This is a genomic window from Massilia luteola, assembly GCF_034420155.1.
Classification (GTDB): Bacteria; Pseudomonadota; Gammaproteobacteria; order Burkholderiales; family Burkholderiaceae_D; genus Telluria; species Telluria luteola.
Genome location: NZ_JAXOFN010000017.1, coordinates 26,269 through 47,405 on the forward strand (window position 1 = coordinate 26,269; position 21,137 = coordinate 47,405).

Sequence of the window (21,137 nt, forward strand, 5' to 3'; positions counted from 1 at the left end):
CTTGTCCAGACTGCTCCTGGCCGGACTCGACTGGAGATAGCAATGACAGCGAAAACGTGCAATGGCGGCAGTGCTGATGGTCCATGCCGCCGTCGCCCAGGCGGACACGACCGCCGACACCATCGCCCCCGACGATCAGGGCGCGTATCTGTCGCTCGCATTCGGCAACGGCCGCATCTCCGGATCAGCTGCCAGGCCGAACGTGCGCTGTCCGCGCGCATGCGGGCCATCGTCAACGTCAACCGCATCAAGACCTTCCGCAAGACGAACGACCGCGACCTGTTCCAGATCGGCCTGCTGCAACGCTTTTAGCCCACGCCTTTAGCCCGCCTCTAACCATGCCCCTCCCAGCGCGGCAGCCCGTCGAACTGCTGGGCGCCTTCGCCGGCGAAACGGATCAGCTCGTGCAAGGGCACCATGGCCAGGTTGTCGCGCCCATAGTGCCCACCTAGCGCACTGGGTATTTTCAGACAATACTTGCGCCCGGCCGTGAGGGGGCCCAGCGTCGTCTCGGCCAGGCGCACCTGGTCGGGCATGTACCAGCCGTCGAGGAATTCCTGGTTGTACGACAGGGCATCGAGGGCGGCGCGGTCGTCGGCGACCGGCTCGCACCTGAGGTCTTGCGGGGACAGGCGCCAGTACATGCCGTCCTCGTCGCGGACGATCAGATTGCCGAAGGCGTTCTCGCCCAGCACCTCCACCGCGTTCAGGCCGGTCCAGCCCCAGGCGTCGTTGATGTCTTCCACAGTAATCATCGTTCGCTCCGCTTTCAATGCATTCCCTGTCTTCGACCGGGCCGGGCGGGGCGCGTTGCGAGGAGAGTGGGAATGCTTGAGCCGGGTCGAATGGGCGAATCCGGGCGGGCCAAAACGAAAAAACCGCTGATCCTGGACAGGATCAGCGGTTTTGGAATCTGGTTGCGGGGACAGGATTTGAACCTGTGACCTTCGGGTTATGAGCCCGACGAGCTGCCAGACTGCTCCACCCCGCGTCTGATGCTTTGCATTATACGCACCTTTGGCACTTTAGGCAATCGCGGTTCTCCGACTCCCCGAGATCGCAGCATAAGTTGCCTCCGCGAGGGTGAGAACCGCTGGCGGATTGCGGTACAGCCGACACCAATACGGTGGTAAAGTAAAGGCAATTCAATTCATCCGTTCCCTATGAAATTCTGCTCCGAGTGCGCCCACCCGGTCACGGTGGCCATCCCCGAAGGCGACAACCGTCCGCGCTTCGTGTGCACCAATTGCGGCACCATCCATTACCAGAACCCGAAGATGGTGATCGGCTCGATCCCCGTGTGGGAACAGGACGGCGAACTCAAGGTCCTGCTGTGCAAGCGCGCCATCGAGCCGCGCTACGGCTACTGGACGCTGCCGGCCGGCTTCATGGAAAACGGCGAGACCACCAGCGCCGCCGCCGCGCGCGAGACCGAGGAAGAAGCCGGTGCCAACGTCGAGCTGGGCAATCTGTTCACGCTGCTGAACGTCGTGCACGTGCACCAGGTCCACCTGTTCTACCTGGCGCGCCTCGTCGACCTCGATTTCGCGCCGGGCATCGAAAGCCTGGACGTGCAATTGTTCAGCGAACACGAGATCCCGTGGAGCGACCTGGCCTTCCCCACCATCCGCACGACGCTCGAACTATTCTTCGCCGACCAGCACAAGATCCGCGCAGGCGGCACCTACGGATTCCACACCCACGACATCGTGGGTCCCATGCGCGCCCCCGTCCAACCCGACTGACCGCCTGACCATGATTCCCTGGCTCGAGGCCCATACGCCGTTCCCCGACGTGTCCGAAGCGTTGACGACCGACGCGCCGGGCCTGCTGGCGGCCGGTGCGGACCTCTCGCCGCAACGCCTGCTGCAGGCGTACCGGCACGGCATCTTTCCCTGGTTTTCCGAGGGCCAGCCCATCCTCTGGTGGAGCACCGACCCGCGCATGGTGCTGTACACCGACCGCTTCAAGGTCAGCGACAGCCTCAGGAAGACACTGCGCCGGATCGAGCGCAGCCGCCAGGCCGGCGGGCCGTGGGTCGTGCGCTTCGACGGCGCCTTCGAGGCCGTGATGCGCGCCTGCGCCGCGCCGCGCAAGGACGGGCCCGGCACCTGGATCTCGGAAGACATCATCGCCGGCTACACGGGCCTGCATCGCATGGGTTACGCGCACTCGTCCGAGGTCTGGCTGGACGGCGAACTGGTCGGCGGCGCCTATGGCGTGTGCATCGGCCGCATGTTCTACGGCGAATCGATGTTCGCGCGCGTGCCGGACGCGTCGAAGGTCGCGCTGGCCTACCTGGTCTCCTTCTTGCGCGGCCAGGGCGTGGCGATGATCGACTGCCAGCAGGAGACGGGCCACCTGGCCTCGCTGGGCGCCAGCCCGATCCCGCGCCGGGATTTCCTGCACCACCTGCGCCAGGCGATCCAGGAGAGCGCCATCGAACGTTGGGAAGTCGCGCCACCGTTGACCACCTAACGGTGCGCGGCGCCGTCTTTGGCTACAATGGGTCCAACACACGTCGTTCCGAGAGCTTTGCATGACGCACCTGAATGATCTGCCATTTTCCACGCTGCAGTTCTATACGACTGCACCGTATCCTTGCAGCTACCTCGATGCACGCCAGGCCCGCTCGCAGGTCGCCACCCCGTCGCACCTGATCAATGCGGACGTGTATTCGGAACTCGTGCGCAACGGCTTCCGCCGCAGCGGCATCTTCACGTACCGCCCGTATTGCGACGGCTGCCGGGCCTGCATCCCCGTGCGCGTGGCGGCCGAGCGCTTCGCGCCCAACCGCAGCCAGCGGCGCGCCTGGACGCGCCATGACGACCTGACGGCGATGGTGGCGAACCTGTCGTTCTCCGACGAGCACTATGCGCTGTACCTGCGCTACCAGACGACGCGCCACGTGGGCGGCGGCATGGACCAGGACAGCCGCGACCAGTACGCGCAATTCCTGCTGCAGAGCCGCGTCAACACGCGCCTCGTGGAATTCCGCGAACCCGACGGGACGTTGCGCATGGTGTCGATCATCGACGTGCTGTCGGACGGCCTGTCGTCGGTCTACACATTCTTCGACCCGGACGTGCCCGGCGCCTCGTTCGGCACGTACAACGTCATGTGGCAGATCGGCCAGGCGCGCGAACTGGGGCTGTCCTACGTCTACCTGGGCTACTGGATCGAACAGAGCCCCAAGATGGCGTACAAGATCAATTTCCGGCCGCTGGAGGCACGTATCGACGGCGTGTGGGGTGTGCTGGAACGGTGAAGGGCCCCGGGCGGCGGCGAAAGTGCGGCATTGCCTCCACACAAGGTAAAATGTCGCGAATTCCGAATTAGGCCATCATGTCCGACAAACTCCTGTACGCCCTCGCCCGCCCCCTGCTGTTTTCCCTCGATCCCGAAACGGCCCACAACGTCACGCTGCCCGCCCTGCGCCGCGCGGCGGCCCTGGGGCTGACGGGCATCGTCAGGAAGCCGAAACCGGATCCGCGCACGGTGATGGGCATCACGTTCCCGAACCCGGTCGGCCTGGCCGCCGGCCTCGACAAGGACGGCGCGTACATCGACGGCCTGGCGGCGCTCGGCTTCGGCTCGATCGAGATCGGCACCGTGACGCCGCGCGCCCAGCCGGGCAACCCGCGGCCGCGCATGTTCCGCCTGCCGGCCGCGCGCGGCATCATCAACCGCATGGGCTTCAACAACGGCGGCGTCGACGCCTTCGTCGCCAACGTCCAGGCCTCGCGCTTCTACCAGGAACGGCAAGGCGTGCTGGGCCTGAACATCGGCAAGAACGCCGACACGCCCATCGAACGCGCCGCCGACGATTACGTGGCCTGCCTGCGCAAGGTGTATCCGTACGCCAGCTATGTCACCGTGAATATTTCGTCGCCGAATACGAAGAACCTGCGCCAGCTGCAGGGCGCGTCCGAACTGGATGCCCTGCTGTCCCAGCTCAAGGAAGAACAGTCGCGCCTGGCCGACAAGTACGGCCACTACGTGCCGCTGGCGCTGAAGATTGCGCCCGACGTCGATGGCGACCAGATCCGCAACATCGGCGGCGCCCTCGTCCGCCACGGCATCGACGGCGTGATCGCCACCAACACGACCCTGGCCCGCCGCGACGTGGAAGGCATGCGCCACGCGGCCGAAACGGGCGGCCTGTCGGGCGCGCCCGTGTTCGAACAGTCGACCATCGTGATCCGCGCGCTGAAGGTCGAAGTCGGCGACACCGTGCCGATCATCGGCGTCGGCGGCATCCTGAGCGGACGCGATGCCCAGGCCAAGATCGCGGCCGGTGCCCGGCTCGTGCAGCTGTACAGCGGCCTCATCTACCGCGGGCCCGCGCTCGTGCGCGAGTGCGCGGACGCACTGCGCGAGAAGCGCTGAACGCTCGATCCGATCGTTAGCGTGTAAACGTCGTCCCTGCGAAGGCAGGGATCCAAGTTTGCTCGCGCAGCCGATACGCAAAAATTGGGTCCCCGCCTGCGCGGGGATGACGTTGATCGAGTGTGCGAGGCCTTTTACGCCGCCACCGCCGGATGCAACGCCTTCTCGATATCCGACTTGGTAAATCCCTGGGCGAAACGCTCGATGAAATCATAGGCGTACGCGCGCAGATAGGCGCCGCGGCGCACCGCCAGCCGCGTGACGTTCGGCGCGAACAGGTGCGATGATTCGATCGCGCGCAGGCCGCGGTCGCGGCCGTGGTCGAACGCCATCGACGCGACGATGCCGACACCCATCCCCAGCGACACGTATTGCTTGATGACGTCGGAATCCATCGCCGTCAGCATGATGTCGGTGCTCACGCCGGCGGCGGCGAACGCGGCGTCAATGTGGCCGCGGCCCGTAAAACCCACGTCGTACGTGATCAACGGATGTTCGGCGAGGTCGGACAGCCTGATCGGCGACTGCGACAGCAGCGCATGGCCGTCGGGCACGACGACGAGGTGGCTCCAGCGGTAGCACGGGAACGACACGAGGTCGGGGAACGCGGACAGGCCCTCGGTCGCGATGCCGATGTCGGCGCGACCCGACAGCACCCATTCGGCGATGTGTTCCGGCGCGCTCTGCTGCAGGGCGATGCGCACGCCCGGGAACGCCGTGCGGAACGCCTGCACCACCTGCGGCAGCGCGTAGCGCGCCTGCGTGTGGGTGACGGCGACCGTGAGCGTGCCGCTGTCCTGCGCCGCGTATTCGCTGCTGGCCTGCTGCAGGTTCTCGGCCTCGACGAGCAGGCGCTCGACGATCTTGAGGATGCCCTTGCCCGGGTCCGTGAGGCCGGTCAGGCGCTTGCCGTTGCGCTCGAAGATGACGACGCCGAGCTCGTCCTCCAGTTCGCGGATCTGGCGCGACACGCCCGGCTGCGACGTGAACAGGGCGTTGGCCACGTCGGTCAGATTGAAATTGCGGCGCGCGGCTTCGCGCACCGAACGCAACTGCTGGAAATTCATATGCCGTCTCCCTGGTCGACGAACACGTGCATGCGCCTGGGTTTCACGAGCAGCGTCTCGCCGTCGCGCAGGCCCAGCTCGCGGTAGCGCTCGTTCGGGATCACGGCCTCGATGATCTGGGCATTGTCGGCGCGCTCCAGGTCGAGCTGGGCCAGCGGGCCGATCGCGTGCGCGCGGCGCAGTTTCACCGCGACGCCCTCGCCGCCCGGCACGTAACGCTCGACGTCGAGGTCGTGCGGACGGACGTAGGCGATGCCTGCGCCGTTCTGTACGTTGGCGTACTGCGGCGCGTGGAACGTGGCGTCGCCGCTGGCCAGCACGCCTTCGTGCACGCGGCCGTGGAACAGGTTGACGTTGCCCAGGAAGCCGTAGACGAACGGCGACGCCGGGTGGTTGTAGACGTCGGCCGGCGTGCCCAGCTGCTCGACGTGGCCCTTGTTCATCAGCACGACCTGGTCCGCCACTTCGAGCGCTTCTTCCTGGTCGTGGGTGACGAAGATCGACGTCACATGCAATTCGTCGTGCAGCTGACGCAGCCAGCGCCGCAACTCCTTGCGCACCTTGGCGTCGAGCGCGCCGAACGGTTCGTCGAGCAGCAGCACGCGCGGCTCCACGGCGAGCGCGCGCGCGAGGGCGATGCGCTGGCGCTGGCCACCCGACAGCTGCGGCGGGTAGCGGTCGGCGATCCAGTCCAGCTGCACGAGCTCCAGCAGCTTTTTCACTTTGTCGCGGATCTGCGCTTCGGACGGGCGCTCCTTGCGCGGTTTTACGCGCAGGCCGAACGCGACGTTCTCGAACACCGTCATGTGCTTGAACAGCGCGTAATGCTGGAACACGAAGCCGACCTGGCGCTCGCGCACGTGGCGTGCCGAGGCATCGTCGCCGTCGAGCAGCACCTTGCCCGCGTCCGGGAACTCGAGGCCGGCGATGATGCGCAACAGCGTCGTCTTGCCGCAGCCGGACGGGCCGAGCAACGCCGTCAGCTCGCCGTCGGCGAACTTCAGCGAGACGTCGTCCAGGGCCGTGAACTGGCCGAACTGCTTGCGGATATGTTGGACTTCGATCGTCATGTCATTGCTCCGTGGTGTGGCCCTGCGCGCTGGCCTTGTGGGCCTGGTGCAACCGCCATTCGATAAAGGTTTTCACGGCCAGGGTCACGAGGGCCAGCAGCGCCAGCAGCGACGCGATCGCGAACGCGGCCGTGAAGTTGTATTCGTTGTAGAGGATCTCGACCTGCAGCGGCATCGTGTTCGTTTCGCCGCGGATGTGGCCGGAGACGACGGACACGGCGCCGAACTCGCCCATCGCGCGGGCGTTACACAGGATCACGCCGTACAGCAGGCCCCATTTGATGTTCGGGAGCGTGACCTTGAAGAAGGTCTTCCAGCCGGACGCACCCAGCACCAGGGCCGCCTCTTCCTCCTCGCTGCCCTGCGCCTGCATCAGCGGGATCAGTTCGCGCGCGACGAACGGGAACGTGACGAAGACGGTCGCCAGCACGATGCCGGGCACGGCGAACAGGATCTTGATGTCGTGGTCCATCAGCCACGGACCGAACCAGCCCTGCGAACCGAACAGCAGAACATAGATCAGGCCCGCGATCACGGGAGACACCGAGAACGGCAGGTCGATCAGCGACAGCAGGATGCTCTTGCCGGGGAAGTCGAACTTGGCGATGGTCCAGGCCGCGGCCACGCCGAACACGAGGTTCAGCGGCACGGCGATGCCGGCGGCGATGAACGTCAGCCTGATGGCGGACAGCGCGTCCGGATCGAGGACGGCTTCCTTGTACGTGTCCCAGCCTTTCCTGAGCGCTTCCGTGAACACGGCGACGAGCGGCACGAACAGGAACAGCGTCAGGAAGGCCAGCGCCACGCAGATCAGCGCGTAGCGCACCCAGGCCGGCTCCAGCGTATTGGTGGCCTTGCGCGGCGCCGGTGCGGTGGCGGCCTGGTCTTTCGTTTGATTGTCGAGGACGGCACTCATGTCACTTCCCCGCGCGCTTGCGCGCCCAGGCCTGCAGCAGGTTGATGGTCAGCAGCAGCAGGAACGAGACGAGCAGCATCACGACGGCGATGGCGGTGGCGCCCGTGTAGTCGTACTGCTCCAGCTTGGTGATGATGAACAGCGGCGTGATCTCGGACACCATCGGCATATTGCCGGCGATGAAGATCACGGAGCCGTATTCGCCGGTGGCGCGCGCGAACGCGAGGGCGAAGCCCGTCAGCAGCGCGGGCACGATGCCCGGCAGGATGACCCGGACAAACGTCTGCCACGGACTGGCGCCCAGGCTGGCGGCCGCCTCTTCCAGTTCGCGCTCGGCGTCTTCCAGCACCGGCTGCACCGTGCGCACGACGAACGGCAGGCCGATGAAGGTCAGCGCGATGACGACGCCCAGCGGCGTGAACGCGACCTTGATGCCGGCCTTTTCCAGGTATTGCCCGATCCAGCCGTTGGACGAATACAGCGCCGTCAGCGTGATGCCGGCGACCGCCGTCGGCAGCGCGAACGGCAGGTCGACCAGGGCGTCGACGAAGCGCTTGCCGGGGAACTGGTAGCGCACGAGCACCCATGCGACGATGCCGCCGAACACGACGTTGATGGCGGCCCCGATCAGCGCGGCGCCAAAGCTCAGCCGGTACGACGCCATCACGCGGTCGGACGTGACGGCGCTGACGAAAGCGCCCCAGGTCATCGTGAACGTCTTGAGGAAGATCGCCGACAGCGGGATCAGCACCAGCAGCGCCAGGTAGAAAATCGTGAACCCGAGCGACAGGCCGAAGCCGGGGATCACCCGGTTGGCGCTGTTACGGCTTGCAAATATGTTCATGGGGTCTTATTACAAATTCTTCTAACGATACGGAATAATCGCACTCTGCAATCATATTGCAAACGAAGCATTCCTTATTTGCATAGAAGATTCTTGCATGATGAGCCGGCGCACCGACTCATCCATGAACACCGCAGGCAGCCAGGGGCTATCCGACCAACGAAAGGCCAGCGGCATCGATCTTTACGGCGTTCCCGGGCGGGGCGCCCCCTTGGCGGGAACCCGAGTTCGAGAGGCCGCCCACGCAAAATCGGCTCCGCCTCCGCGGGGAAGACGTGCCGATGATCCCGGAAATCGCGCCTGTTACCTCGTATCGGTCGGATAGACCCTAGCGCGCGCGCGTCGGCAGCCCGCCGCCCGCCCGCCGGGGCTGCATTGCGCGCAACAGGAGGACGGCGCTGGTCCACAGGATGGCGCCGGTGGCCAGCAGCGTGGGCGCGATGGTGCGGGCGCCGGCGCCCGCCAGGACGTCGAGCACGGCCACGAGCACCAGCGCAGCCGCCGTGGCGTCATAGCCGCGGTAGCGGAACAGGCGCGCCAGCGGCACGAAGTGCACGCCCACCAGGAAAATCACGCCGGGCACGATCCACGCGACGTGCCCGCTGACGTTCAGCGCCAGGATCAGGAGGCCGATCAGTGACCACTGCACCGCGTTCACGGCCATGAACGACCGCGCCAGGCGCTTCCTGACGGCCGCATCGGCGCCGAAGACCGGAGGGCGGCGCCGGAACACGGCCAGCCCCCACGCCGCGATGCCGGCCGCGCCCGCGGCGATGGCGGCGAGCGCCGCCGGGCTCACGCCCAGGTAGCGGTAGCTGGCGCCCGCGAGCCAGAGGGCGCCGAACAGGGAAAGGAATACGCCGCCGAGGGCGACGCCCGGATGTGGTGCTTGGGACTGTGCCATATGAGACCTCTGCATAAAGGGTGGAAACGGAGCGTTCAGGCCGCGCATTCGGCGTCGCTGTCGATGGGCGCCGTCGCGCCCGCATGGCGCACGAGCGCCGCTTTCACGACGACGATACCCGCTTGCGCCAGGTCGGCGGGCGTGACGTCGCAATAGACGACGTGGACAGCCTGCGCCTCCCCGCCGCCCGCCAGCGCAGCCAATGTGCCGTGGGCACGGCCGGGCGCGGACGGCGCGCCGAACGGGCCGTAGCCGAGCTGCGGCGGCAGGAAATCGCTCCAGGTGGCCGCGCTGGCGCCGCCCGCGCCGACCGCCAGGGCCTCGGTCAGCGCCTGGCGCGCGGCATCGTCGACGCCGCTCCCGGCGCCCACCAGCACCGGGCCGCCGGCGGCGGCGCCGTCCAGCGCGACCAGCACGACGGCCGTCGCGTCGAGCGTGAACGTCCACGCCGCGGCGGCCGGCGCACCCTGGCGCAACAGGTCGAAATACGCAGCGAGCTCGGGCGCCCACTGCCCCGGATCGGCCGCGGCCGGCACGATGTCGCCGTCGGCCACCGCCTGCAAGCCCTGGCGCGTGACCAGCGACAGCATGGCCGCGCGCCGCGCCTCGAGGGTGCCGAAGCCGGCACCGGCGCCGCTGCCCGGCATCTGCAGGGCCGGCTCGCCGGGCACGCCGGCGCCGAACACGTCGGTGCCGGGCAGCAGGTACGGCCGGCCGTCGGCGGCATCGACCGCCCACAGCCAGGACGACACGTGGCGGGCCGGATCGGCCAGTCCGGCCCGGCCCGTCACCGCGTCCGTATCGATCACGGCGGCGGCGCTGCGCGCGGCCTGGGCGTTCGACAGCAGCATGCCGGGATCGGGCGCGCGTCCCAGCGCATAGCCGAGCGCACCCGCCAGCAGCGCCTGGCGCCGCGCCTGCGCATTCGACGCCATGCTGTTGCCCGGATAACTGGCGCCGCCGGCGGCGCCCGTGCGGCGCAGGCGGCTCTGGAACACCGGCACCTGCTTCAGGGTGTCGTCATCGAAGGCGGCGAACAGGCCGAAGTCGGCCGCCACCAGCATGCGTTCGGCCGCCAGCGCGTCGGTGCCGGCATCGACGGGCGCCGCGCGATGGGCCAGCGTGCAGTCGGGATGCGCCAGCACCGTGCCCGCGCGCGCCTCCAGGGTCATGGCGGAGATCGATTCGACCGCATGGCCGTGTCCACCGGCCTCGCCGGCGATGCCGCAGGCGTGCTGGAACAGGCGGAACGCCAGGCCGTTGCCCATCACCTGCAACAGCGGCGCGCCGGAATACTGGGCCTCGGCCACGTACGGCAGGCCCAGGGCGCGATGGCGCCACAACTGCGCGGCCAGCGGGGCCGGCACCTGGTCGAGCAGACGCAGGAACGCACAGTTCCAGCAGCCGGGTCCGTGCGCCGCCGGCAGCGGGCCGATGCGCGCCGCGCCGTCGATCAGCACGGCCGGGAACAACGCCACCCGGTCCAGGGCGCACGACCGCGTCAATCCGGCCAGCGCGTCGAACGCGGGCCGGTCGGACACGTAGGCGGCGAAGTCGAACGCGTGGCGCGCGTGCTCGCCGGCGAAATCGTCGGCCAGGCGCAGCACGGCCGCGTTGACGCCCTGCCCGCGCAGGTCGGCGGCCGTCCGCTCCAGCACGGCGGCCAGGTCGTCGTCGATGCCGGCGGCCAGATACAGTTGTCCGACGCCGTTGCGCAACAGGGTCTTGCCGGCCGCCTGGCACGCGATGCCGGTGCCGTCCAGGTAGACGCGCGCCGTGCGCAGGCGCAGCAGCGCGGCGCCGGGACGGTCCACCAGATGTTCGAGGAACGCCAGCTGCGACGCGTAACAGGCGCGTTCGTGCGACGTCAGCAGGGCCTGGTCGTCGTCCGAGCGGGCGATCAGGACTTTCTTCTCGATCAGCGTCGTCAGCAACTGGCGCAGCGCGCCCGCGCTCGCGTCGGACATGCCGGCGCACAGCGCAGCGAGCGTCTGCTGGCCGTCGAGCAGCGGCGCCAGGCGCAGGAACGCGCCGTGGATGCTTTTCCCCTTGAGCGTCATGACGCGCTCGTTGCGGCGGATGTACATGCCCGTGTCGGTGGGCAGGAACACGGTGTCGTGCGGCAGCACGGGCTTGATGTGGTCGATGTTCACGATGGTCTCCCGGTATGGTTGAGCGCTGCGGCCGTGGATGTCAGCCGTCGAAGCGGCTGTCGAAGGCGGCCTGCTGGTTGGGGCGGCGTGCGATCAGCATCATCAGCACGATGCTTTCGGCCGGCCGGTCGAGGCCGAACAAGCGGTCGGCCTCGGCGCAGTTAAAGCCCAGCACGGCGCCGCACGACAGCCCCAGCTGCGCGGCGGCCAGGTAGAGGCGCTGCGCCGCCATGCCGGCCTCGCCGTTGCAGATGCGGATGCTGCGCTCGCCCCAGGCCGCGTACGCGGCGTCATGGCGCGCCACGACGGCCAGCAGCAGGCCGGTCTGGTTGATGTTGTAGTTCTGCATGTAATAAATCCGCTGCAGGTCGATGTCCGAATCGTCCGGTCCGGCGCACGCGGCCAGTCCGTGCCGGCGCGCGCAATAGGCGTAGGCGCCGGGCGCGAGCCCATCGACGTGGCGCGCATAGGCGGCCAGGCGCACCGAGCGCGGCGGCGCGGCGGCGGGCGCCAGGTCCGAGCGGAACGGCTGGCCCGCCGCCGCCAGCAACGTGGCCAGTTCGTGCCGCGTCAGCGGGTCTTCCCCCAGTTGCCGTCCCATGCTGCTGCGGCGCTGCATGAACAGGCGCGTGCTGCCGACGATGGTGTCGGCCGCGGGCAGCGCCTGCCAGGCGGATGCCACGTACGGCCCGTCCCAGGCCGGCAGCGGCGCCAGCGGCGCGGCGGCGGCGCGCACGGTGGCGCGGTGCAGTTCACCGATCAGCGCGGGCACCGCGACGCGCCGCGAACGCTCCAGCGGCGCCGGCGGCCGCGCGCCGGACGGCACCGCGCGCGGCGGGCCGGTCCGGACCGGGCCGTGGCCCAGCTCGATCACGATCATCGGCACTTCGGCGTCGGCGTCCAGTCCCATCAGGCCGGCCACCTGGCGGTCGGCGAAATGGAAGCGCACGGTGGCGGCGATGCCGACGTCGCCCAGCGCCTGCAACAGCGTGCCCACGACGGCGCCGCAATCCTCGGTCATCAGCTGGTAGCCGAAGTTCTTGTACTTGAAGACGTTTTTCCAGAAGCGCGTGGTCAGCACCAGGTGGCAGACACCGTGCCGCGCCTCCCCTCGCCAGCTGGCGCACAGCGCCGGTCCGTAGCGGCCGGCGCGCGTGCGCTGCAGCGCGGAGCGCGCCTCGCAATGGTGGTAGATCCCGTTGGGCAGGCCCGGCAGGTCCTCGGCCACCAGGTACAGCTCGGTCGGATACAGGCCACCGCCCGACGAGGTGCCGCGTGCGTAACTCGCGCCGTCGCGGTTCTGGCCGGCCGCGGACTTGGCCCAGTCGACGTCGAACTTGCGGCGCAGCAGCCCGTTGGCGTACCACAGCACCTGCGCCAGCGCCGCCAGCGTCAGCCCGGGCCGCGGCCCGGCCGCCGCCAGCAGCTCGGCCAGCAGGCTGCCGTTGGGCAGCGGCACTTCGAACACGCCGCGCCGGACCGTGTGCTTGAACGGCGCGTCGGACCAGTCCACCGGGCCGGACACGAGCTCCTGCGACAGATACCCGTCGCGCTCGCGGAAGCTGGCTTGATAATCCTGGATCAGAGACATGGCGGTATCCGTTTGCGTTGTGATCATGGGAATGGATGCGGCGAACGGTTGACGTCGTCCGCGCGCAGCGGCGCCGCGCGCAGGCCGAGGCGGTGCGGCAGTTCGTACAGGCGCGGCAGCGTGGCGGCGCGGCAGCGGCCGTGGCCAAAATCGATGGGCAGCAGCCCCGGCACGATGGCGCGCACGGTGCGCAGGCCCAGTTGCACCTGTTCGGGCGAGCTCTGGTCCACCCACACGACGTCGCCGTAGCCGGCGGCGCGCAGCGCGGCGAAGAAGAATTCGAGGTCGTCGAGCAGCGACAGCGACGCCGGCCGCTGCGCGTTCCACGCGGCATACGTGTCGGCATAGCTGCGTTCGTCCGGGTTCTCGACGAGGAAGCGCGCCAGCGGCAGCGCTTCCGGCTGGCCATAGAACAGCGCGTGGTCTTCGAGGCTCTTGACGCTGGCGAAGCCGGTGGCGCCCGCGCGGGCGTTCGCCGCGGCGGCCAGGCGCGAGCGTTCCTCGAACCCGTGGAAATGCACCGCGACCTCGCCCAGCGCACGCCGGATCGCGTCGACCGGATCGAAGCTGGCGCCGGCCGCCAGCGAGAACGCGCCGAACTCGCCCGGCGCGCGCACGATCACGGCCAGCACGACGGGCACCGGCAGGTCCAGCCGCGCGTCGAGCAGGTGCAGTTCGGCGCCCGCCGCCGCCAGTCGGGTGATGATGGTCTTGCACTCGACGTCGGCGATGCTGTCGAGCGCGATGCGGCGCGGCGCCAGGCGCGCCAGCCAGTGCAGCATGAAGGCATCGCGTTCGATGGTTTCGAGCAGGCCGAACAGCAGCGCCTCCTCGACGCAGCTGCCGGTGGCGCAGCCGCTGGAATTCCCGTAGATCATCTGGCGGCTGCCGTAGTACACGAAATCGGACGGCACCAGCACGGGCGACCGGCGTGCCACCGAGTGGCCCCACACCCAGTCCAGCGGCGCCTCGTCGTCGAAGCGCAGCAGCGCCGCGTCGGCCGCGTACGTGGCGTCTTCGTACAGCCCGAGGCTGCCCGGATGCAATGCCATGCCGGCCGCCGCGGCGTAGGACGTGCGCACGGTGCCGCCGCCCTCGCGCGCCAGCAGGCCCGCGTGCCGCTCGAGGCCCTCGAAGATGCCGACGACGGCGCTGTCCTGGTAGGTCTGCGCGGTGCCGAACCAGTCGATGGGCGCCTCGCGCGCCAGTTCCGATTCGAAGAAGCGGCCGTTGGTAAGCGCGTAGAACGGCAGTTCGCGGTTCTGCAGCAGCGTCTTGCCCAGCATGCCGTTGACCGGATTGATGTAGCGCGCGACGTCGATCGCATACTCGCTGAGCTGCCGGCAGCGGTACGCGGCCGCATGCCGCTTCTGGCGGTGCACCAGCGCGCGCGGCGGCGGCGGCGCCAGCGCGTCCGCCGGCTGCGGCGCGGGCGCCCCGGCGCTGCCGCACAGCGGACAGCTGCGCTGCCCGTGCGGCGCGAAGCGCGTGATGCGCAGCGTGATGAGGTCGAGCGCGATGCCGGTCCCGGCACCGTCCGCCCGCACGAAGCCGTGCAGGGTCGGCACCAGGTCCAGCGCGAACGACGACAGGTGGGCCGGCGCGCACAGGTCGATCGCCACACCCTGGCGATGCGCGGCGATCTCGTGCGGCACCTGCTGCGCCAGGCGCACCTGGTGCAGGCATGCCACGCAGCCGGCGTCGGCCGGGAAGAACAGCAGCAGCCCCTCCACCGCGACGATGCCCACGCTGCCCGCCCCGGCACGCCGCATGTGCGCGAAGGCGGCGGCGTCGCCCGGGTCGGCGTAGGCGTGCACGTCGTCCCCGGCGCCGACGGCGGCGGCCAGCCGGGCCCGGACGTCGGCGCTGGCCGCGAAGATGAAGACGCCGGCGTCGGCGCGCATCGCCGGGAGCGCGCGGACGGCTTGCGGGTGGGCGAGCGTGTTCATTCTGCCAGCGCCTGCGAGATCGACTGGCGCGTGGCGCGCACGGCCGGGAACAGTCCGCCCAGCACGCCGATCGTCACGGCCCAGGCCGCACCGATGGCCAGCTGGCGAGGCGCCAGCGACATGTTGAACACGAGCGTGGAAAAGCTCCCGCTCAGCGTCGAGCCGCTCATGTTGTTGAACACGAGGCAGGCGCCCAGCGTGCCGAGCGCGGCGCCGGCCAGCGCCAGCACGAGCGCCTCGACCAGCGTGCCGGCCATCACGGCGGCATGGCCGTAGCCGAGGATGCGCAGCGTGCCGATTTCCTTGCCGCGTTCGGCCACCGAGCCGTACATCGTATTCAGCGCGCCGGCCAGTGCGCCCAGCGCCATGATCAGCGCCAGCGGCTTGCCGATGCTGTTGATCAGGTCGGTGCTGAGCCTGGCCTGGTCGGCGTAGTACTCGCGGTCGGACTTGACCGTCACGTCCAGGCGCGGCTCGGATGCGGCGTAGCGGCGCACGGCGGCCAGCCCGTCCGGTCCGGTGACGCGCAGCCGCAGCGCCTGCACCGAGCTGCCGCGGCCCGTCAGTCCCTGCAGCACGTGCAGGTCGGCCCACATCTCCGATTCGAACACGCTGCCGCCGGCGTCGAAGATGCCGACGACCGTCCAGTCGACGCCGTGGAGGCGCACGTGGCCGCCCAGCCCCAGGCCCTCGAACGCGCGCTCGACCCCGCGGCCGACGACGATCTCGTTGCTGCCCGGCGCGAACATGCGGCCGCTGGCGATGCGCACGGCCGGCCGCACCTGCAGCGCCGCCGGCGTGATGCCGCGCAGCGCGATGTTGGCGCGCTTGCCGCTCGACTTCTTGATGCCGTCGACGACCATGGCCAGCTCCGGCGACGCCACCGCCTGCCCGTTCACGTGCAGGACGCCGGGAGCGGCCGCGAGCAGGTCCTGCTGCGATTTGTCGAGCGTGCTGTTGACTTCGCTTTCGGAACCGGCGCGCAGGACGATCGCGACATCGGCGGCGCCACTGTTGTCGAGGGCATGGCGGAACCCGTTGTCGAGCGCGAGCGCGCCGAGCAGCACGAACACGACCATCGCGATGGCGACGATGGCCGCCAGCGACAGCGCGCGCCGCTGGTTCAGGCTGAACAAACCGATCCGGGTCGCGGCCCCGATCTGACGGAATATGGTGAACATGATTCAGACCCTTCCCAATGCGGTGGCAACGTCGAGGTTGAGGGCCGTGCGCAGGGGCACGGCGGCGGTCAGCAGGCCCAGCAGGAACGCCGCGCCCAGGCCGCCGAGCCAGATCGCGGGCGGCATCGTGAGGCCGGCGAAATTGGGGCTGGTGCGCAGCAGCGCGACGACGCCGCCGGCCAGCAGCAGCCCGCCCAGCGCGGCGCTGACGGCCAGCAGCAGCGATTCGCCCACGACCATGCGCGCCACGCTGGCGCGCGGAAAGCCCAGCGACTTGAAGATGCCGATCTCGCGCGTCCGGGCCCGACTGTTCATCATCATCGTGTTGCCGACGACGAGCAGCATCGTGATGAACGCGGCCCCGACCACGATGCGCACGATCGCGCCGATGTTGCCGAACTGGGCCAGGAACGCCTGGGCGAACTGCTGTTCGTTGACGGTGCTCGTCTCGTCGGGCGTGTTCGAGAATGCCTGGTCGATGGTGCGCGCCACGCGTTCGCCGCTGGCGGCGTCGCGGGTGGCGACGACGATCGAGCCGATCTTGTCCATGCCGAACGTGCGGCTCGTGTTCAGGTAGTCGTAGTGGAAATAGACAGCCTGTTCATCGCCGTTCGCCTTGTCGTTGGTATAGATCGCGCTGACGACGAAATCCCAGGCGTGGCCGCCCTGGCGATTGCTGAAGATGCTGGAGGACAGCGCCACGTGCTGCCCCAGCTGCCAGTGGAAGCGCTCGGCCGTCGCGCGCCCGACCATCAGGCCGTTGCGCTCGCGTACGAAGGCAGCGCGCTGCGCGGCGCCCAGGCGCAGTTCCGGATACACCTTCAGGTAGGCTTGCGGGTCGACCGCATACGACACGAGGAAATTGCGCGGCTCCTGGTAGTAACCGCCGAACCACGTCGCGTGCGCCACCGCCTCCGCGCCGGGCAGCGCCGCGACGCGTTCGGCGTAGGCATAGGGCAGCGGCTGCGTGAAGTTGATGCGGTTCGAGACGATCAGGCGGTTGCCCTGGTTCGCTTCCGACTTGCCGGACATGACGGACTGCACGCTTTGCAACAGCCCGAACAGCAGGAACGCGACCGCGATCACGACGTACATCAGCAGGAAGCGCAGCGGCTTGCGCAGCAGGTTTTTCCGGATCAGGGTGAGCTCAGACATGGGCGGCCTCTTTTTGCACGAAGACGCCCTTGTCGAGATGCAGCGTGCGCCGGGCGTACGCGGCGGCGGCCGGGTCGTGGGTGACCATCACGATGGTCTTGCCGTGCTCGCGGTTGAGCAGGCGCAGCACGTCCAGGATGGCGTCCGCGCTTTCGCGGTCGAGATCGCCGGTCGGCTCGTCGCACAGCAGCAGGTCGGGATCGGCCACCAGCGCCCGCGCGATGGCAACACGCTGCTGCTGGCCGCCCGACATTTCACGCGGATAATGGCGCGCGCGCTCGGACAAGCCGACCACGTCGAGCGCGATCTGCACGTTCTGCGCGCGCTGGCGGCGGTTCAGCCTGGTCAGCAGCAGCGGCAGTTCGACGTTCTGCGCCGCGCGCAGCATCGGCATCAGGTTGTACGACTGGAAGATGAAGCCGACGTGGCGGGCGCGCCATTGCGTCATGCGGCTTTCGCTGTAGCCGTCGAGCTGCTCGTCGCGGAAGCGCAGCGAGCCGGTGCTGATCCGGTCGATGCCGCCGAGCAGGTTGAGCAGCGTGCTCTTGCCCGAGCCGGACGGGCCCATGATGGCGACGAAATCGCCTTCCGGGATCGTGAGGTCGAGGTCGTCGAAGATGGACACGGCCTGTTTGCCGCGGCTGTACGTCTTGCTGACCTGCTGGAGTTGGAACAAAGCGGACATGTCAGTTTCCTTTCGGTGAAGTAGCGTGAATCGTGACTTTGACGGCCATATCGGGAAGAATCTTCGGCTCCGGCCGCAGCAGCGCGATGCGCACGCGCACGGTGCCCTTGTCGCGGTTCGCCGTCGGCACCACGGCCAGCACGCGCGCCGCGATGGCCAGGTCGGGATACGCGTCGAGCACGGCATCGACGCGCTGGCCCTCCCGCACGCGGCCGATGTAGCTTTCGTTGACCTCGGCCTGGATCTCGAGGCTGGTCATGTCGATGATCGTGCAGATGCCCGAGCGCGTGAAACCGCCGGCGCCGGAGATCGGCGAGACGATCTCGCCCGGCTGCGCGTTCTTGTCGACGACGATGCCGGCGAACGGCGCGCGGATGTCGTACTGGCGGCGCTGGGCCTGCAGCCGCGCCGCGTCGGCGCGCGCCGCCTGGGCCTCGGCCTCGGCCCGGCCCAGTTGCGCCTCCAGGTTGGCGACGCGGGCGCGGTCCTTGACGAGGCTCGTCTTGCTCAGGAAGCCGGTCTGGGCCAGCGTGTCGCTGCGCCGCGCCGTATCGCGGCCCTCGGCCAGGTCGGCGGCGGCGGCGCGGGTGCTGGCGTCGGCCGAGGCGACCCTGGCCTGCGCGCTGGCCAGCTCGCTGTCGGCCATGCCGGCGTCGAGCACGGCGAGCACCTGGCCCTGCGCCACGCGCTGGCCTTCTTCGACGCGGATGTCCATCAATCGTCCGGTCACTTCGGCCGCCACCGTGGCGCGCCGGCGCGCCACCACGTAGCCCGACGCGACCAGCACCTGCCCGGCCGGCGCGACGGCGGGCACCGCGACCGGCGCCGGCACGGTGGCGGCCGGCGCCAGGGCGGCGGCGCGGACCGGCAGGCCGCGCGGCGCCAGCAGCGCGCCGGCCGCGCCCAGCACCACGACGGCGCCCGCGGCCAGCGCCAGGCGGCCGGGCCGGACCGGCGCGGAAGGCGCCGCCTCGCGTCCGATCTTGAGCAAATCGAGTTTTGCACTCACGTTAGACATGGTCATCCTCATGGATTCAGGGATTGGCGGGAACGGGCCGGGCCGCGGCCCTGGCCTTGCCGGCCTTCAGCGACAGCGCCAGTACCAGCAGCAGCGGCGCCGGGGCCAGCCACGGCAGGCCGGTGTCGACGCTCCAGCGCACCCACCGGAACAGGGCCCAGCCCACCGCGGCGGCCGTGACGAGCGCATAGCCGAGGCCGTACGCCAGCAGCGGCCAGTTCGCCGGCGCGGCGCGCGGCCGGACCCGGCGTGCCCGCGGCAGCATGAGGCGCAATTCCTTGAACGCTTCTTCCTTGAGCTCGGGCCGGCCGCGCGCGATGCTGAGCAGCATGTAACCGTCGAAGCGCAGGAAGGGCAGCAGGTTGAACAGCACGCTGAGGTTGTAGAACACGAGCATCCACGCGCACAGCTGCTTCAGGAAGTCGGCGCCGCCCAGGCAGGCATCGATGACGCCGAACGGCAGCAGCAGCAACAGGTTGGCGGTGACGCCGGCCAGCACCACCACCTTGCGGGCGCGGGCGTCGGGCAGCACGACGAGGTCGTCGAGTTTGCAATACGGGAACAGCATCAGGTAGCGGAACATCAGCCCCATATCGTTGACACGGCCGCCGTAGCGCACGCACATCGTGCCGTGCGCCAGCTCGTGCACCAGCGCGCCCGCGTACGTGATGCCGGCGAACACGGCGATCAGCAGCGCGGACGGATGCCGCAGCGATACCTGGATGGTGTCCCACAGCGCCGCGTGGCGCGCCAGCGCGTAGGCCTCGCACAGGCCGATCGCCAGCACGATGCACCACGTGGCGACGGCGCCGTCGATCCAGCCCAGGCGGCGCACGATGGCGTCGAGCAGGCGGCCGGGATCGGCGACGCGCAGGTACACCTCGCCCCAGCCCCGAACGGCGAGGCGCGGCAGCGGCGCGGCGGGCGGCACGGCCGGCGCCGTCCCCGGCAACGCCAGCAGGCCGCGGCTGCCGAGGATCTGCAGGATCTTCTGCATCCCGCCCGTGCTCAGCGGCACGCCGAATTCGCGCTCGTAGGCGGTGCCGATGTCGGCCAGCGTACGCTCGCCGTCCATCGCCGCCAGCAGGAAGGTCTCGCGTGCGCCGAGCCGGCAGTAGCTGGCGGCGGCGCCGTTCTTGACGTAATGCACGCGCTGGCCGCCGACCCGCATCGCCGGGCCGATCGTGGCGTGCGCGCTGCGCGCGGGGCGCAGCGCCAGGAGCGCGGTATCAGACATGATGGGTGAACGCCTGGTCGGCGAGGTAGGCCAGATAGACTTCGTCGGAAATCGCCAGGCCCAGCCGGTTGTTGTGCATGTGGACATAGCTCGGCAACAGATAGCGGACATAGCCGGCCAGGCCGCCTCGCTCTTCCGGCACCACGATGTCGCCGTTGGCGCCGGCCTCGGCCAGGCTGGCCTTCAGCCGCCGCAGCGCCGCGATCCAGGCCGCCTCGACCGGCACCGTGACGGCGCGGCCGGCGAGCACGTCTTCGCAGGAGCGCAGTGCGCCGTCGAGGAAGTCGCGCTGGCGGCCATATTTGTACGCAAAATCCGACAGCGTCGACGGCGACTTCTTGCCGCCGAACTGGGCCCACTGGCGCTGGTAGGCGGCGGCGAAGGCGGCACGGTCGGCGCCTTCGAAAAACGTCAGGCACAGATAGATGAAGAAGCGGAACGCCTGGCCAAGCACGATACGGAAATCGTGGCCGTTCTGGCCGCCCAGCACCTGCAGCGTGATGGCGCTGGACGCCTCGAAATACTGCTCCGCGATCGCGGTGCCGGCCGTGCCGCCGTAGCGTTCGTATTCGGGCTCGTAATCGACCTGCCGGATGCTGTTGTTGCGCTCGAACGGAATCAGGCCCTGCGGCCCGTATTTCCGGTACAGCGCCGCCGCGCCGTATTCCTCGATGAACAGTTCCTTGAAATTGTCCGACATATACATCGACGGGAACTTGAAGATCGACGGCCGGCGTGCGAGGAATTGCTCGACGCGGCTGCCGACCGCCTGCAGCAGCGTCGGCGCGGCGTCGGCGTGCGCCGGCAGCAGGCGCAGCCGGATGTGCGGGCCCTGTTCCCAATAGCGGACGAAGAAATAGTTCGCCAGCAGGCGCTGTTCGGACAGCCTGGCGATGAGCGGATCGATGGTCTCGGTGAGGAGCCAGAACGGATCGCTGTTGTAGTGGATGTGCAGGCTGAGCCAGTTCGGTTTCATGA

19 protein-coding genes and 1 tRNA gene are annotated in these 21,137 nt (G+C 69.1%); 4 read left to right on the top strand and 16 right to left on the bottom strand.

Annotated features, from left to right (window positions below; genetic code table 11):
- Positions 1-332: 332 nt before the first annotated feature.
- Positions 333-755 (bottom strand): T6SS immunity protein Tdi1 domain-containing protein, encoded by a 423-nt coding sequence (locus tag U9J41_RS17500; RefSeq protein ID WP_322403451.1) that lies wholly within the window; start codon positions 753-755, stop codon positions 333-335.
- 159 nt (positions 756-914) lie between these two features.
- Positions 915-991, bottom strand: a tRNA-Met gene (locus tag U9J41_RS17505).
- Between the two features lie 172 nt (positions 992-1,163).
- Here U9J41_RS17505 and U9J41_RS17510 point away from each other — a divergent pair.
- The 4 genes from U9J41_RS17510 to U9J41_RS17525 all read left to right on the top strand — a co-directional run bounded on the left by U9J41_RS17510 (position 1,164) and on the right by U9J41_RS17525 (position 4,389).
- The gene (locus U9J41_RS17510; RefSeq protein ID WP_322403452.1) at positions 1,164-1,745 is read left to right on the top strand and encodes an NUDIX hydrolase; all 582 of its coding nucleotides are present in this window, start codon (positions 1,164-1,166) and stop codon (positions 1,743-1,745) included.
- 10 nt (positions 1,746-1,755) lie between these two features.
- Entirely contained in the window at positions 1,756-2,478 is a 723-nt protein-coding gene (gene aat / locus U9J41_RS17515) for a leucyl/phenylalanyl-tRNA--protein transferase (RefSeq protein WP_322403453.1), read from the top strand.
- A gap of 61 nt (positions 2,479-2,539) precedes the next feature.
- Positions 2,540-3,268: an arginyltransferase gene (locus U9J41_RS17520; RefSeq protein ID WP_322403454.1), complete on the top strand. Its 729-nt coding sequence runs from the start codon at positions 2,540-2,542 to the stop codon at positions 3,266-3,268.
- A 77-nt stretch (positions 3,269-3,345) separates the two neighbouring features.
- Positions 3,346-4,389: a quinone-dependent dihydroorotate dehydrogenase gene (locus U9J41_RS17525; protein WP_322403455.1), complete on the top strand. Its 1,044-nt coding sequence runs from the start codon at positions 3,346-3,348 to the stop codon at positions 4,387-4,389.
- 134 nt (positions 4,390-4,523) lie between these two features.
- Here U9J41_RS17525 and U9J41_RS17530 read toward each other — a convergent pair whose 3' ends face one another.
- The 14 genes from U9J41_RS17530 to U9J41_RS17595 form a co-directional block, all read right to left on the bottom strand.
- The gene (locus tag U9J41_RS17530; RefSeq protein WP_322403456.1) at positions 4,524-5,456 is read right to left on the bottom strand and encodes a CysB family HTH-type transcriptional regulator; all 933 of its coding nucleotides are present in this window, start codon (positions 5,454-5,456) and stop codon (positions 4,524-4,526) included.
- Positions 5,453-6,526: a sulfate/molybdate ABC transporter ATP-binding protein gene (locus U9J41_RS17535; RefSeq protein WP_322403457.1), complete on the bottom strand. Its 1,074-nt coding sequence runs from the start codon at positions 6,524-6,526 to the stop codon at positions 5,453-5,455. Before U9J41_RS17535 ends, U9J41_RS17530 begins: the two co-directional genes overlap by 4 nt.
- 1 nt (position 6,527) lies before the next feature.
- Complete coding sequence (gene cysW / locus U9J41_RS17540) at positions 6,528-7,442, bottom strand: sulfate ABC transporter permease subunit CysW (RefSeq protein WP_322403458.1); 915 nt, start codon at positions 7,440-7,442, stop codon at positions 6,528-6,530.
- Position 7,443: 1 nt separating this feature from the next.
- On the bottom strand, positions 7,444-8,286 hold the full coding sequence (gene cysT, locus U9J41_RS17545) for a sulfate ABC transporter permease subunit CysT (RefSeq protein WP_322403459.1): 843 nt from the start codon (positions 8,284-8,286) through the stop codon (positions 7,444-7,446).
- Between the two features lie 328 nt (positions 8,287-8,614).
- The gene (locus U9J41_RS17550) at positions 8,615-9,190 is read right to left on the bottom strand and encodes a hypothetical protein (RefSeq protein ID WP_322403460.1); all 576 of its coding nucleotides are present in this window, start codon (positions 9,188-9,190) and stop codon (positions 8,615-8,617) included.
- A gap of 35 nt (positions 9,191-9,225) precedes the next feature.
- Positions 9,226-11,343, bottom strand: coding sequence for a YcaO-like family protein (locus U9J41_RS17555; RefSeq protein WP_322403461.1), 2,118 nt, complete (start codon positions 11,341-11,343; stop codon positions 9,226-9,228).
- A 40-nt stretch (positions 11,344-11,383) separates the two neighbouring features.
- The gene (locus U9J41_RS17560) at positions 11,384-12,934 is read right to left on the bottom strand and encodes a SagB family peptide dehydrogenase (RefSeq protein WP_322403462.1); all 1,551 of its coding nucleotides are present in this window, start codon (positions 12,932-12,934) and stop codon (positions 11,384-11,386) included.
- Positions 12,935-12,957: 23 nt separating this feature from the next.
- Complete coding sequence (locus tag U9J41_RS17565) at positions 12,958-14,883, bottom strand: TOMM precursor leader peptide-binding protein (RefSeq protein ID WP_322403463.1); 1,926 nt, start codon at positions 14,881-14,883, stop codon at positions 12,958-12,960.
- Entirely contained in the window at positions 14,880-16,064 is a 1,185-nt protein-coding gene (locus tag U9J41_RS17570; RefSeq protein ID WP_322403464.1) for an ABC transporter permease, read from the bottom strand. Before U9J41_RS17570 ends, U9J41_RS17565 begins: the two co-directional genes overlap by 4 nt.
- A 3-nt stretch (positions 16,065-16,067) precedes the next feature.
- Positions 16,068-17,219, bottom strand: a complete 1,152-nt coding sequence (locus U9J41_RS17575; protein ID WP_322403465.1) for an ABC transporter permease — start codon at positions 17,217-17,219, stop codon at positions 16,068-16,070.
- The gene (locus U9J41_RS17580; RefSeq protein ID WP_322403466.1) at positions 17,212-17,904 is read right to left on the bottom strand and encodes an ABC transporter ATP-binding protein; all 693 of its coding nucleotides are present in this window, start codon (positions 17,902-17,904) and stop codon (positions 17,212-17,214) included. The genes U9J41_RS17575 and U9J41_RS17580 overlap by 8 nt, the downstream gene beginning before the upstream one ends.
- A gap of 1 nt (position 17,905) precedes the next feature.
- Complete coding sequence (locus U9J41_RS17585; RefSeq protein WP_322403467.1) at positions 17,906-18,922, bottom strand: efflux RND transporter periplasmic adaptor subunit; 1,017 nt, start codon at positions 18,920-18,922, stop codon at positions 17,906-17,908.
- A 16-nt stretch (positions 18,923-18,938) separates the two neighbouring features.
- Positions 18,939-20,159 (bottom strand): M50 family metallopeptidase, encoded by a 1,221-nt coding sequence (locus U9J41_RS17590; protein WP_322403468.1) that lies wholly within the window; start codon positions 20,157-20,159, stop codon positions 18,939-18,941.
- On the bottom strand, positions 20,152-21,135 hold the full coding sequence (locus tag U9J41_RS17595; RefSeq protein ID WP_322403469.1) for a thiopeptide-type bacteriocin biosynthesis protein: 984 nt from the start codon (positions 21,133-21,135) through the stop codon (positions 20,152-20,154). Before U9J41_RS17595 ends, U9J41_RS17590 begins: the two co-directional genes overlap by 8 nt.
- Positions 21,136-21,137 lie beyond the last annotated feature (2 nt).